We start from the raw sequence: 14658 nt of genomic DNA, 5'->3' as shown, positions 1-14658 counted from the left end.
ATAAGAGACAGGAATGATGTTCTTATATTTTTTGTATTTTAACTTATACATTTTCACTCATTCATTTTAACTGTTTTTGTTGATTTTAAGTTGTTGATAATAATTGTCTTTTAGCTTTTATTTTAATGGCGTTGCTTTGCTGCTTCTTTAATGTTGTGGTGAGTGGTTTTATTTATAAAAAGTCATTTTAAAGTACGTTTTTAAGCAAAGTAGAACGCGACAATACTCAGATAAATAGTATTAAAAAATTAAATAAGGATTTAACCATAAGAGTAATTTTATGGTTGATAGGTTTATTGGGGTTGATTATCTGAATTTTTATGGAATTTCATCCCAATAATCTGTTTGTCTTTAAGTTTATTCTAATAAACTTAATTCTCATGGAAGTTTCAAAACATGCAGCACACAACAAAGTGGATGATGACGCCGCTTGCAATGTTGTTGGGTACGCTGTTTTCAGCGCCATCATTCGCGGTGGAAACGAGTGTAATTGATAGCACTAGCACGCCTGAATCTACACAAAATGAAGGAGATGCGTCCTGTATTGTTTGTAAGTTTAGTGGGGCCGTTTACCTATCTTACGATACAAACATTTACGATAAAGACGACTACCGTTCTGTCCGCAATTTCTCGTGGGGAGGCGATCTCGTTTATTCCTTTTCGAGCGACACAAAAGCCTATTTTTCTACGGGTGGCTATCGTGCCCTAGAAGATGAAGTCGGCACCTACGCGACAGATTCGGTGTTGGGCTTGCAATACACGAACCTATATCGCTTTGGAGATACAGGGAAAATCGGCGTTGCGGGTCAGCTCACCATTCCAACTTCAGAAACATCTCGTAAAGATGAACTGCACACCGCGGTTCGTTTAGATGTGCCGATCTCTTTTTCAGCTTGGAGCGTCGATTTTTCGGTTTCGCCAAGACTGAGAAAAAATTTCCACGAATACAAAACCATGGGGGGACGCTCGCTGACTGAGTGGACTTACTCATTGTTTGCTGTTGCGGAAAAGTCGTGGGAATCGTTCGCAGTGGGGATCACGGCGTTAGGTGGTAACAGCATCAGTTATCAAGGTACGCGCAGAAGCAGTTGGCAGTATGAGGGGGCGTTGTACGGCACATACGAGTTTGATGAAAGCTGGTCATTGCAACTCGCGGCGTCATCAACGGGTTTCTATCAAGATGCAGAGCGAGGCACCTTGGGCAACATCGATTTGTTGGACCAAGAGAAAGCGTCTTACATCGCGACAGTGACTTACTCCTTCTAGGAAAATAACAACAATTAAGGATATCCAAATAATGTTTAAAAAATTGACTCTGGTGTCAGCAATAACGGCCGCACTTGCAGGCTGTGGCGCAGATGATCAGGCGTATGACTATGTCGAAAGAGATGCAAAAGAAGTCGCAGTAAAAGATCTTAAAGACGGTCGTTGGTTTTACGTTCCGACGACTGGTGCCGCGCCACGCTTTGCTCTGAACCAATTCCCATTCTTGCAAGGTTCACCTCGTTACGTTGAGCTTTGTTTTACCAAAGAAGGTCTGGAAGTTCGCAGTTACGATAAAAACTACCCAGACGCGCATCTAAGCAAAGATGCCAATAATTACTGCGGCGAAGAGAAATTTGTCGCAGACGACGACGGCGTTAACTTCGCGCAAGTGCTGACGATTCCGGGTGACTTTGCGGCGTATCGCTGTCAAGAAGACGCGCATGGTGATTGCACCAACAAAGAAGAAACCAACGAAGACGCAAGCCTAAACTACAAGAAGAAAACCCACTTCACTCCTCGTCCTGAAGATCTCGAAATTGCAGAATTCAATATGGAAGATCTGTACGGCATTACCGAGGGCATTGATGAAATTGGCGCACCACGATTGATCTCGTGGGACTTTGACCCTAAAAACGGTCTTCTCAATTTCGAACTAGAGCGCACGTTCCGTATCGATTTAGATAATATTTCCGACTACATCAACTTTGCAACGAAAGCGAGCTTGGATGAAGCGCTTGTAGATGGCGCGTTTAAATCTCGTTTCTACTACTCGTTAGTGCACGAAAGTGAAGTGGCAACCAAAGGTTACCAACCGATCTTGTACCCAGTGGGTGATGAGAACGACATTGGTTTCTTCACCACGTCGACGAAAAAGCTTAACCCAGTCACGAATAAATACGACCGTGATGTGGTTTACCTCAATCGTTTCAACCCAGATCAAGGCTCTATCAAATATTACTTGAGCGACAATTTCTTTGAAGAGAAGAACAAGTTGTTCTTGGATGCAACGCTGCAATCGATCGACAAGATGAACCAAGCGCTGAATGTATTTGGGGCGGATGCAGGCAAGCCTGAAATCGAGATTGTGAACAAAACCAAAGCGGCTGGTATTCACCCAGGTGATCTGCGTTACAACGTGATTAACCTGATTGACGAGCCTCTAGCGAACGGTCTGCTTGGCTACGGCCCGTCGGTTTCTAACCCGATGACGGGGGAAATCATCAAAGGCCACGTGAACCAATACGCAGGTGTTGCAAGAACGGGTGTACCTTTCTATTGGGATAACTTGGCGCGTTTCTATAATCGTAATCAACTGGACTTAGATGGCTTAGAACCATTGCCAACCAGCAGCGAATCTGTGAAAACAGAAGTCGCGGATAGAATTGAAGCGCTTTCTACAATGGCGGCGATGGCGAGCCTGAAATCGGATGAAAACATTCATGCGCCGCTCGTTTCAAAAGAAGACATCGTTTCTGGAAAAGCAGCGACGAAGAGCCCAACTCAGCTAATGAAAAACTTCAATGATGACATGGAGTTTGAAAAGGTGGTTGAAGTTGAAGAGAACCGTTTGTCTTTCTGGGCAGAGAACAACGTCTATCCAATCGAAGCGTCGTGGGTTTCTTCAACCAACAAGGCCATGTTGGACAACTTGAAGTTGGATGACGAGCGTTACTTTGAGATCAAACTTGATGACGCAGGTAACGAAGTATCGCGTCAGCTTAAGCGTTGGAAATACCTGCCAAAAGAGTTGCAAGTGAAAGCCGCAGATGCGATTACGGTTGCGACTTACAGCAATACGCTTGTTCACGAGCTTGGTCATAACATGGGTCTGCGCCATAACTTTAAAGGTTCAAATGACAAAGCGAACTACTACACGTTAGAGCAAGCGCATCAACTTGGTTTGAACAACATTCCTGCTTACAGTTCGACAATGGACTACGCACCAAGCATGTTGGATGAAACGCCAACTTGGGGTCTGTACGACATTGCGGCGTTTAAGTTTGGCTACGGTCGTAAAGTCGAGACGATTCAAGATTCTTCAGGTTCAGCTCCTGCGCCTGTTGCGAAACCGGCAGACAGTGCGAGCGATGAAGACAAAGCGGCATACGCTCGTTACCTCGCTGATCAGCAAGCCTACCAACAAAGCTTTGCATACAAGTTTGGCAACAATCCAGACAACACATCGCTGATGGTGTGTTCTGAAGTGAAGGCGCTAACGGGGAACGAGAAAGGCAAATCACTCTACAACTGTGACTTCAGCCGATTCGATACCGCCGCGTTGTCTGATGATCCTGAACTGAATGCGAAAACTCGTTATGGCGCACTTTACTACCTAGATAAAGTGAATGAAATTGAGCGTAAGTCTTACGATTTCTGTACCGATGGGAACGTTTCTCTAAACAGCGACTGTAACCGTTTTGACGAAGGTACAAACCTAGAAGAAATTGTTTCTTACGAGTGGCAGAACTATCTCGATAGCTATGATCGACGCAACTTGGAGTTATATGGGACGACGGGATTATTCTCGTCCGATTATCCTGGTTACTTAGTGCGCCGTTATATGGAAATGAGCGCTATCCGTGACAAGATGGAAGATCTTGAGCGCATCGATAACCTGTACACCAATCTTGGTTACACTTCGTCAACGGATAAGCCGGGTGATTTCTTATTGCGCATTGCTTCAAACCCTCAATACTGTAGCGAAGGCAAAGCCGATAACTCATGGTTCTGTGATTACGCGAATGGGGCGAAAAAATCCGCGGCGTTCTTCCTTGATATCTTGCGCACACCAGAGCATCAATGTGTGATAGAAAATGCGGCAGGCAACCAAAAAGTGATTTCTTTTGGTCAACTGTTAGACAACAACTCACACCAAATTCCGGCTGATTACGATCTTTCAACAGCCAGCTGTTTTGATGATTTGGCAGCACGCTTTATCGAAGATTCAGATGAGGGCTATATAGCTGTTGCGGAAACTGCGAATGGACGCTTCCTAAACTCAATTGGTAGCTTTGACCCGGATTACCCTTGGTCAAATGCGGTGTCTGTGTTGGGTAACTGGCCAGATAAAGCGTTGGCGAGCCACTTCTTAGCACGTCGATTCTCGAACCGTTTTACCGATGAGGTGAGCTTTGCATCGCTGCTTGATATCCCTGGGGTGCAAGCTGAATACGAAGACATTATGGGCAACATCGTGGCAAATGACGCGTTAAATACGCCAGTTAAATTGGTGGGTAAAGACGGTAAGGAATACACCAATCTAAAAGGTGTTACCGTGAACCTACACATCACTGAGCAAATGGAGTCCCTACCACCAATGCCTCGTGGTATTGCAAGATTCCTTGATATTGGTGCAGAAGGCCGCGGACGTGTTGGCGATGTCATCTTGAGAATGGGAGTGCGCCAAATGAAGTCTTACGACTACACAGTGAAGACTCGTGGTCAATCTCAGTTTGATACGTTTACGAAGCAACAAGACCGGTACGGTATCATCGCGGGTGACAAAGTTGAGTTTGTTATCGACGGCGAGAAGTTTGTGGCAACAAAAGCAAACAAGCTGGCTTACGACTACGCAAACCAACTGGTGACGTCCAAAGGTTACGATCTAAAAACGTACCTAGATAGCTATGAGCCTGCAACACTAAACAAGGTTGCAGAGAGCATCGATAGCGCTTGGGGGCCATTCCGAACAGCGATTGTCCCAGCGTTCCACGATCCTGTATTGCTGCTGGATGCGCCAATGGTCAACGCAATGAAGCGAACCATTGACGCGGATATTGCGGCAGGTGTGCTGTCGTTTAGCCAGTCTTTCATCAACTTTACGACAGCGAATGTGACTTCGGGTGATTTGGTCATCGATGCAACTTCGGGCACATTGAGCTATAAAGGTGGTAAAGCGCACGATGAGCTGAAAGCGTTCGAAGCTTACACAGATGCGATGCTTTTGATTTACAACGATCACGCCGAAGACATGATGTTCGCGGTCGACAATGTGTACGCAGGGTACATGGCGTCTTCAGATGCTGACAAAGAACTTTGGCTGAAAGATCTCAATATGATCCAAGCGTATTTGCGTGGTGATATCGGCGCTGTGGCTGGTGATTACTACAAGATGCTTGATCGCCTACCAACGGCAGTGAGTTTCCAGTAAATAACTCTTAATTCACTCATACAAAGGCCTGCAGCAATGCAGGCCTTTTTCGTCATAGGACTGATGGAATTTAGGAGTGAAAGATGATCTGTCCGTCTTCTGTCATCACAAGTGTCGCTTTGCTTTGTTCGATAAGTTGGGCAGCATAAGAAGGGGTAACGGCCTGCATATCACCTTTAGATCGAAGAGTTAAAGACTCCCACGCTTGATCTCGATATTTCCCTGCTTGGGTGTATTGAATCAGTACTTTCATAGCTTCACGCTCCGGTGTGGTTGACGTGCTACTTAAGTTAACGATCTTAGGTTGGTTGCGCATCTGTTAAAAATGAAACATTAGTTTAACCAAATGTGCCTTTCCAAATATCGCGCATTGAGCAGAGCAATTTAGAATCCTTGTGATGAAGGGATGAAAAACACTCAATCTTTCGATTCATACTGCGCAATATAATGTTTGAGAGATTTGGTTTCCGCACTCTGAAACTCTTCATCGTGCATACGCAGTGCTTGGATACGGTCGAGGCGGAACTGGCGGTAGTCATCGCGCAATTCGCACCAGGCGACCAGCGTCCAGACTTTGCCCCAAAAGAACTGGCCTAACGGTTGGATTTTTCTCTCGGTCACCTGTCCGCTTTCATCTTGGTAATCCAAACTGACCTTAAACTGATGATCAATCGCGTGGCGCAGAAGCTGCCCTCGTTTGGCAGTCTCGGATTGGGTGTGATAATCGGGCACAATCAGCGGACAATCTTCCACTTGTTGTTTGAGCTTATCGGGCAATACCGAAAGTATTTTGGTGGACGCAGAGTGAGACGCTTCGGCAAGTTCGGCATCCGACCAGGCTCGAACCATCCGCATACCCAGTTCAAGCGCCATCATCTCTTTTTCTGAGAACATCAAAGGCGGGAGATGAGAGCCAGCTTGCAACAAGTAGCCGACACCTGCTTCACCTTGAATAGGAACACCAGAACTAAGCAACGACTGAATATCGCGATAAATCGTACGTTCGCTAACTTCCATTCTTTCTGCGAGCTCTTTCGCTGTCACGGCGTAACGCTTTGCGCGCAAAAGCGTCAGTAGCTCAAACAGTCGTTCTGATTTGCTCATGATGTTCCTTATCTAGACCTACTGGTTGTTAGTGGTAGTGTGGCTGATTACTTCTCTAGCTCACTGCACATTTTTAAGTTGTGATGTTTAAGCTCGAAGCTTTCGCAGTCAATCATTGATAACAGAGGCTGAAATTCAACGGCTTGCTTAATCTGTTTTCCCGCCTGTTTTGCATCGTCCATTGAACGCCAGTAAATGATGTCTGTCCACACATCGTCCGTCGCTTCGTGACTGAGCGAACGGTACAAAAAGCCCGGCAGATTCTTCACAAACGTTTGTGACTGTTTGGCAGCGGCGATCACGTCTTGCTCTGTTGTGCCTGCGGTTAGACGAAATTGCACAGTTTCGATAACGGTTTCCATATTGTGATTCCTTATTGGTTTTGGCGGATTGCCTGTTGAGTTCCAAATAAGGTTACGCGGATGGAATGTCAGAACATGTCAGTAGTGAAATCTCACTCACTTATCATCAATATGGTTATTTTTATGGGCTGTTGTAACGATCCCAGTAAGGTAAATCTGTACCGAGTTTTTCGCTGATAAAATCGATAAAGGCTCTTACTTTCAACGGCATGTGCTTGCGCTCAGGAAAAACCGCATAAATGGCGTGTTCTGGTAGAGAATACTCTTCCATCACCGGTTTTAGATTTCCTGCGGCAAAGTCTCTTCCTGCAATAAATGTTGGCAGTTGCGCAATGCCCGAACCTCTTAACAGCAACTGGCGAATAGCTTCGCTGTTATTGACGATAAAGTTTCCTTTTGGAAGCACTTTGTATTCGCTGCCATTGTTGATGAACATCCATTCGACGCCGCCACGGAAATAGGAGTAGCGCAGGCAGTTGTGACTGACTAAATCACTTGGTTTTTGTGGTGTTCCAAACTCCGCTAAGTAATCTGGCGAGGCACAAAGCACACTTTTACAAGGGGCGAGACGTTTTGCGATGAGATTGGAAGAGGTGAGTTCACCAATACGGATCCCCAAATCAAAACCGTCTTTAACCAAATCGACCATTTTGTCTTCGAGGTTTAAATCCACTTCAATTTTCGGGTAACGAGCGAGAAACTCGCTGATCAAAGGCGCGATATGTAGCACACCGAAAGACATCGGCACGGTAATTTTGAGCCGACCTTGTGGAGAGCCTTGCAGTTCCGATACCGCGTCCACGCCTTGCTGGGCTAGGTTGAGCGCTTGAGAGGCGTACTCAAAATAGCGTTCTCCCGCTTCGGTCAGGCTCAGCTTACGCGTAGTTCGATTAAGGAGACGAATGCCCAAATCGTCTTCTAGTTGGTTGATGCGTTTGCTGATCGCCGATTTCGTCAGATTCAGCTGTTTGGCCGCAAGGGAAAAGCTGCCGCATTCGACAACAGCAACAAAAACGGGCAGGGAGGCAATCGCGTTCACATCAATCTCCTATTATCGTGAAGCATTTATTGTTGAGCACAAGGATACAATTAATTTCCAATTATAGAGATTATCTTCAAGAAGAAAACAATCTAGACTATGCACCAGTATTACGACCTTGACTTTGGGAAGAAGAAAATGAAGTACGATTGGATCCTGTTTGACGCTGACGAAACCTTATTCCACTTTGATGCTTTCAAAGGTTTGCAGCTTATGTTTTCTCGCAAAGGCGTAGATTTTACTGAACAAGATTTTGCTCATTACCAAACCGTAAACAAACCGCTTTGGGTGGATTACCAAGACGGCAAAGTAACGGCAGATGAGCTAAAACATAACCGCTTTACCGAGTGGGCTGAGAAGTTGAATACCACAACAGCAGATCTCAACAGCGCATTTTTAGAAGCGATGGCCGATATTTGCAGTTTGTTGCCAGGTGCAAAAGAGCTGATGGAAGCGCTGCAAGGCAAAGCTAAAATGGGCATCATCACCAACGGTTTTACAGAGTTGCAAGCAATTCGCCTTGAGCGCACAGGGATGACTGAGTACTTCGATAGAGTGGTGATCTCTGAACAAGTGGGCGTAGCAAAACCGGACTTAGGTATTTTTGAATACGCGATGCAGCAAATGGGCAACCCATGCAAAACGCGCGTACTGATGGTGGGTGACAACCTGCATTCCGATATTCTTGGTGGCAATAACTTTGGTATTGAAACTTGCTGGTTAAATACCACAGGCGCAAGCGTCGATGAGCGTATCGCACCAAATTACACCGTTGAGTCTTTGAGTGAACTAAAGAACATTTTGGTGGCGTAACCGAATCGGGTATTATTCCGCAGTAACCCTCAGAAAAATCAAGGAATAACCATGTCAGACATCAAACAGCTAGACAGCAAAGTCGTTTATCAGAACAAGTGGATGACGGTGCGTGAGGACAAAATTTTACGTCTAAGCGGCGCAGAGGGCATCTATGGTGTGGTCGACAAACCTGATTGTGCTGCGATTCTGGCTATCGATAATGGGTTGATTCACTTAGTTCAGCAGTACCGTTACACCGTAGGTCAACGTTGTTGGGAGATCCCACAAGGGGCGTGGGAATCAAACCCAGATGCGGATCATCTTGAGCTTGCCAAAGGCGAGCTGCGTGAAGAAACGGGCATGCAGGCGAGCGCCATGGCGTATGTCGGCGCGCAGTTTATCGCATACGGCTTTTTGAATCAGACATGTCACGTCTACTTCGCCAGTGATTTAACGGACGTGGGCAATCAACTCGACAGTGAAGAAGAGGATTTGATCACTCGCGCTTTTTCTGTTGAGGAGTTCGAACAAATGATGATCGACGGCACGATCAAAGATTGTGTCACTATCGCGGCTTATGGTTTGGCGAAGCTGAAGAAATTCATTTAGTTATCCATGACGGTTTTTTAATGAAAACAGCGGCCTAGTGCCGCTGTTTTTAGTTTGGGTGAGCTCGTTGAGCCATCGCTTACTCGTCGATTTTCTTACCTAAGATTTCCACTTGCGCTTTTTTGGTCACCCCCGCGACTTGCAGCGCAGTGCTGCCAACCGATTCATAGTTCAACTCGATTTTGTCTAACTTCGCGTTATCTTTTGTTGGTAGGCTTAAGCTTCTTGATGACATGCCTTTAGTCAGAACACCTAAACTATCGAACGTCTTTTCCTGACCATCTTTCATGATTACTTTAACGCTTTTCAGATCGACCGTACCTTGCGTACATTTGATTTTTATGTGGCTGAAACGAGCGTTAGCAAATGGGGACAGTGGATTGACTGTGTCGGTTTCCGATTTAAAACTGACGGTTTTATCTGCAATCTTGTCCCAATCGTTGTCTCCAGCAACCGATTGGAAAGAGGCTACAGCCGCTAAAAGACAGAGTGCGATGGTGTTGAACAGTTTCATAGCTTTTCCTTACCTTAGGTTTAGATATTCTGTTTAATCAGTTCGATGACGTGTGTGACTTCGTCTTGAGTTAAAGCCCCTTCTTTCACGAATAAAATTTCGCCTTGTTTATTTTGTACGATAATCGCAGAACTTTCTTGCTGTAGATCCCAAGTTGTTGCTAATACGCCATTTTTGTCTAACACCATGGAAGACCAAGAGAATGTCTTTTTGCTGTCCTCTGCCGACGATTTTACAAATGTACCGGTCCCCCAAATGGCGTCTTCTTGGTTGATCACGGTTGTGGTCTGATACTGATCTTCAGGAAAGTGAGCGGCAGTGATTGCTGACATCAGCGGCGCGTTCATCTCTTTAGCTTTACTACGACCTGCAATGGCTTGTATCACACGGACTTTGCCTAACATCTGCTGAGTTGCCCAAGGTTGATAAGCCACATCGTCTCCTCGCAGCGTCATTTCGCCATAGGTATCAATGTTGACGGAAGGGGTGGTTTGACCGACAGAAAGGTTATGAGAGAAGGCGAGTGTCGGGGCGAGTGCGAGTAAGAGTGACAGAACAGATGGAGTTTTCATTGGGGGTTCCTGTAACGAAGTGAGGTTAGAGCGAATCAAATAAGGAGCAAATACGATGCCCCTTATCGGATTTGGCGATTAGTTAGAAAGTACAACGCGCGCATTTAGCGGTTGCAGCGGACGATTGTTTTGTCCCATGACTTCCATCAGTTTCGCGGCTTGATCTTTGGATAAGGTTTGAGTGTCTTTAAGCACAAACCAGCGCACACCTTCTGAACATGGTGGTGTGGTTAAAGAGCCGTTAAATCGATAGTAGTTTGCAGTTTTTGGCAGTAAGTCGTTAATCTCAAACGTATCTTTAAAGAACGTGGTTTGATTCTCTTGTGGGATTGCGCTGATCAGTTTAGATAGTGCTGCGTTTTGATCGCCAGCATCAAACATCACCGAAATTACCGCCAACTCGCCGTCTGCGTTGGCGTGCACAAAGTGCGCTTCAAGTGGATACTGGCGGCCTTTGATTTGGTTTTCTGAAGGTGTGTGGAAATGGAACTGTTGCAGCTCGAACGTCTCGCCATCGATGGTGAAGCTGTTACGTCCGTTCACTTGCGCTTGCAGCGTATGACCATTGTTGGTTAAACCAATGACCTGACCAGTGTACGAAAGGTTCAGTGCTTCCAGTTTTGCGTCGGCTGGGTTGTCGATGTTGATTGGGCTTTGGTTTTTCGTGGTTGCGCAGTCTTTGGCGATTTCTCCCCAGTGCTCTGGCCCGTGTTTGTCATTGCCATAGCCCCATTCCGAAGCCTGAGCCGCGCTTAGAGTGAGAAGTGAGAGTGAAAAAGCAAGTAGTGTTTTGTTCATAATAATGTCTCTGTTCGGTCGCTTCGATAAGCGTTGTTACAAGGCAATGACCTAGAGGTTTGATCACTGCCTGACAAATTAGAAACGGTGGCTGAGTTGGGCACCAATTAGGAACGCATTTGAATGGGTCACGCCCGTCACCATAGGTGCAGGAACACCTTCATACGCGTACTCTTCTACGTTGACATCTTCACCAATCAAGTACGTCATGCCGATGTCAACCGTGGTATCTGATGACCATTGGTAAGAGGCGCCCGCAGATAACCAGTGACGGTTCGAATCTGGGATAGAAAGCGAAGTCAGCTCATCGACAGGTGTTTTGTCGAACATGTAACCCGTGCGTAGTGTCCAACGTTCATTGGCGTACCAAGTCGCACCGATGGAGTAGTGCGCGGAGTCTTGCCACTGAAAATCTTTTAGCAACTGATCATCAGCTTTCAAGCTGTCAAATGCTGACCAACCAATCCACTGCACAGAATAGTGCAGGGCAAATTTAGGTAAGACGCGGTGATAACCGGAAAACTCCGCAATATCCGGTAGCGGCATAGCAAGTGAGTCGTACGATTCGCCAGCAAAGTGGATGTCACCCTTGGCATCGATGTTAGGGCTGTGCTTGTAGCTTAAACCTAAGCGATGACGTTCGTTAAACTCGTACATCATGCCAATATTCGCGCCAAGCCCAATGCCGCCAGCTTCCACATCAAGTGCGTTGCCTTTTACGGATCCACAGCGTTGTTCTAGTTCGTTTCCAAGTATGTTCCCACCAACGCAAACACCCACGTCCATATCGCGGTACAGCTCACCAGAGCCGTAAATCACATCAATACCACCACCGATACTAAAACGATCGTTCACCTTGTATGCCAAGCTTGCGCCAAGGTTGACACTCGCTACGCTGGTGACACCGCCAAAAACAGGTGCGCCATAGTTTGGTTTAAACTCCATGTCGGTTCCGAAGTTGGAGTATGCCGATAAGCCTAGATACCAGTCGTCGTTGATAGGGTGAATAAAGTAAAAATTGGGTACAACGGCTGGTTGACCGACGCCATCGACGTCATCAATGTCGGTCACGGTTTGAGAGAAGGACGGGGTAATGTCAACTTGAGGGGACGGAGGAAAACCGCCCATACCAACATTGACATCTGCATTAATATTAGCTCGATGATATTGCGCATTTTTAACGGTAACGTCAGGTTTGACGTAAGTGACGCCGAACGATAAGGCATTTTGTTTAAACAGCGTCATCGCTGCGGCGTTACGGCTGACTACAGACGCATTATCACCAATGACGGCATCACCAGCAAAAGCACGACCAAGACCCGTCGCCGAATGTTCGTTAATTTGAAAACCACCGGCATACGCTGTCGAGGAGGCTAAACCGATTAATAAATAAATCGGTGAAAGAGTGAATTGTCGCTGCATGTTTTTTCTCATGAATTAATTAGAGGTTGTATTGCAACGAAAAGCAGTAAAATAAACAAATCTGATCAGTATATTTAGGGGTAAAACTAACAGTATGTTGACAATAAATAAATTTAACTTAATAAATATTTATTTGTGAATTTATTAATGGTTCATGTCGTGAATGTGGTGGTTATTTTACGTGTAAATTAAACTCAGAGCCTCTATTTTTATTTTTGCGGTATTACTTCTCTATTTTTATTGTGCTGACTGTTCCCTAACAAATAGAGGGAAATCCAGCGATAAAGTGTCCGTGATGGAAACTCTGAGTCATTTGTATTTCCATTGCATCCCAACGTTGGTAGTTCGAATCAGCAAGAGAACTATCGTTTTAAACCCACATGACACACTCCTCTCGGTCTTACCTGTGTTATGTGGGTATTTTTTATTTAACTTGCTACTTAACTCCTCTTTAAATGCATAATCAAAATGACCATAATTAAATTTTAATGGATGGCATATTGAATAATTTTTTATTTTACTGGTTTATTGGTATTTAAAAGTTTTGTTTATAATACTTATAACTTGAAATTTTGTATTTAAATTATTGTTCATCTATATTTAAATATAAATTAGACTCATGTATATGAAAACAAAATGGCCACGAAATATCGTGGCCATTTTTAATCATCAACGTATTTATGATGATTAAGAGTTTAACCTATAAGAAAGTCTTATTAAAAGCGAAACTCTTCTAAGTTATTGCTGCTTTCCAACATTTTTTCAGCAACATAACGATGCGTGGCTGTGGTTGGGTGAGTCACATCCCAGAACACAAACTTATCTGCGCCAGATGCCGCACACTCAGAGCGTAATGAATGGGTGTACATGTAATCCACAGAAGATGAGCGGTTGATGTCCAGACAAGGATCACTTGCATTCACGAACCCGTGTTCTTCTGGTGCCGAGGTTAACGTCTCAAACAGCGCGTGCGTATCAAACAATGAAATGTTGTAACCTTGAGCTTTATAGTACATCGCTTGTGCTTTGATGAACTCGTTCATTTTCAATACTTTCGCGCGAATCGTTTCAATTTCTTCCTGCGTTGAGTATTTGAACTGTGGTGCTTTGGTTGCGTCTGGCAGTGTCATCAACATGAAGTTCTTCGCGCCCGCGTCTGTTAGACGAATCAGAGCTTCAGCGTAATCCGCTTTTACTTCCGGCACGCTACGGTTGTAGTTCATGAAATCATTTAAACCAAACTCCAACGTAAACAATGTGTTTGCTGGGTTGTAGTTTTTCGCCAGTTTTGTGTAGGTCAAGTAAGAAGAAACTTGTTCGCCGACACCTGTTAGCGCAATGTATTGGTTCTCACCTGCTGCGCCGCCAACTGCCCAGTTATAAAGCGGTAAGTTTTTGGCTTTAGCCACGTATTCCGTCCAAACAAAACCGTTCGAGAAGTGACCTAAGAACCAGCTGTTTGGGTTAGGGAAGCGCCATTGGGAAGCGTTAAAGATGTTGCCTGTATCAGATAAGCTGTCGCCCAAAGCCACTACTTTGTTGATTTGATCTGGTTGCATTGCAGCATCATTGCTCCAGATCGTGTGGTTATAAGAATAGCGATTGTCAGCAGCAAAAAACGTAATGTCTGCGTTCTCGTTCGCCAGATCTAGTGTTTCTTCACAGCGCTGGCGAATCACGTTTTGTGAAGTGTTGGTGTAGAACATGTTTTTAAATGAAACAGAGCTCCACCAATAACCGTCGATAGTGAAGTCACTACCATCTTGGTTTTTTGCCCATTTCCAGTCGGTAGCCGCATCATCCTTAGAGTGGCTCGTACGATACCAGCAGCGAACGTAAGTATAGGTTTGATTTTCTTGCGTGCTGACCACTTCAGACGCAGAAACCATTTCTGGTGATAATGTTGGCTCCTCTGCAACGGCAGAGGCAAGCGGAAGTAATGCAGTTAATAGTGTGATTGTTTTTTTCATCATTCACTCTTCTTGTAATGGTTATGGTTCCGAATACGTGAATACGCTCGGCTATAA

General features: G+C 45.2%; 13 protein-coding genes. 4 read left to right on the top strand and 9 right to left on the bottom strand.

Annotated features, from left to right (window positions below; genetic code table 11):
- Positions 1-396: 396 nt before the first annotated feature.
- Both EX191_RS07515 and EX191_RS07510 read left to right on the top strand, forming a co-directional pair.
- Positions 397-1266 carry a hypothetical protein gene (locus EX191_RS07515; protein WP_193447470.1) on the top strand — a complete coding sequence of 290 codons (870 nt, stop codon included), beginning with the start codon at positions 397-399 and terminating at the stop codon, positions 1264-1266.
- Between the two features lie 31 nt (positions 1267-1297).
- Positions 1298-5416, top strand: a complete 4119-nt coding sequence (locus tag EX191_RS07510) for a M66 family metalloprotease (RefSeq protein ID WP_182036964.1) — start codon at positions 1298-1300, stop codon at positions 5414-5416.
- A gap of 70 nt (positions 5417-5486) precedes the next feature.
- Here the strand turns inward: EX191_RS07510 and EX191_RS07505 are convergent, their stop codons facing one another.
- From EX191_RS07505 to EX191_RS07490, 4 genes are all read right to left on the bottom strand, one after another.
- Positions 5487-5669: a hypothetical protein gene (locus tag EX191_RS07505; protein ID WP_005393690.1), complete on the bottom strand. Its 183-nt coding sequence runs from the start codon at positions 5667-5669 to the stop codon at positions 5487-5489.
- A 164-nt stretch (positions 5670-5833) separates the two neighbouring features.
- Positions 5834-6520 carry a helix-turn-helix transcriptional regulator gene (locus EX191_RS07500; RefSeq protein WP_005497912.1) on the bottom strand — a complete coding sequence of 229 codons (687 nt, stop codon included), beginning with the start codon at positions 6518-6520 and terminating at the stop codon, positions 5834-5836.
- Between the two features lie 47 nt (positions 6521-6567).
- Entirely contained in the window at positions 6568-6882 is a 315-nt protein-coding gene (locus EX191_RS07495; protein WP_005497913.1) for a hypothetical protein, read from the bottom strand.
- A gap of 121 nt (positions 6883-7003) precedes the next feature.
- Positions 7004-7921: a LysR family transcriptional regulator gene (locus EX191_RS07490; protein ID WP_193447469.1), complete on the bottom strand. Its 918-nt coding sequence runs from the start codon at positions 7919-7921 to the stop codon at positions 7004-7006.
- 138 nt (positions 7922-8059) lie between these two features.
- On the opposite strand from EX191_RS07490, the gene yjjG reads away from it, so the two are divergent.
- Positions 8060-8734: a pyrimidine 5'-nucleotidase gene (yjjG, locus tag EX191_RS07485; RefSeq protein WP_193447468.1), complete on the top strand. Its 675-nt coding sequence runs from the start codon at positions 8060-8062 to the stop codon at positions 8732-8734.
- A gap of 51 nt (positions 8735-8785) precedes the next feature.
- Entirely contained in the window at positions 8786-9325 is a 540-nt protein-coding gene (locus EX191_RS07480) for an NUDIX domain-containing protein (protein WP_193447467.1), read from the top strand.
- Positions 9326-9404: 79 nt separating this feature from the next.
- Here EX191_RS07480 and EX191_RS07475 read toward each other — a convergent pair whose 3' ends face one another.
- From EX191_RS07475 to EX191_RS07455, 5 genes are all read right to left on the bottom strand, one after another.
- Positions 9405-9839 (bottom strand): hypothetical protein, encoded by a 435-nt coding sequence (locus EX191_RS07475; protein WP_005480927.1) that lies wholly within the window; start codon positions 9837-9839, stop codon positions 9405-9407.
- 20 nt (positions 9840-9859) lie between these two features.
- Positions 9860-10411, bottom strand: a complete 552-nt coding sequence (locus EX191_RS07470; protein WP_193447466.1) for a YtfJ family protein — start codon at positions 10409-10411, stop codon at positions 9860-9862.
- Positions 10412-10489: 78 nt separating this feature from the next.
- The gene (locus tag EX191_RS07465) at positions 10490-11209 is read right to left on the bottom strand and encodes a carbonic anhydrase (RefSeq protein WP_005393702.1); all 720 of its coding nucleotides are present in this window, start codon (positions 11207-11209) and stop codon (positions 10490-10492) included.
- 78 nt (positions 11210-11287) lie between these two features.
- Positions 11288-12631, bottom strand: coding sequence for an OmpP1/FadL family transporter (locus tag EX191_RS07460; RefSeq protein ID WP_017819742.1), 1344 nt, complete (start codon positions 12629-12631; stop codon positions 11288-11290).
- A gap of 716 nt (positions 12632-13347) precedes the next feature.
- The gene (locus EX191_RS07455) at positions 13348-14604 is read right to left on the bottom strand and encodes a type 2 secretion system lipase (protein ID WP_005395362.1); all 1257 of its coding nucleotides are present in this window, start codon (positions 14602-14604) and stop codon (positions 13348-13350) included.
- Positions 14605-14658 lie beyond the last annotated feature (54 nt).

The organism is Vibrio chemaguriensis, from assembly GCF_012275705.1.
Classification (GTDB): domain Bacteria; phylum Pseudomonadota; class Gammaproteobacteria; order Enterobacterales; family Vibrionaceae; genus Vibrio; species Vibrio diabolicus.
Note: the sequence above shows the minus strand (reverse complement) of the source record. Positions and strands in the feature narration are given on the sequence as shown.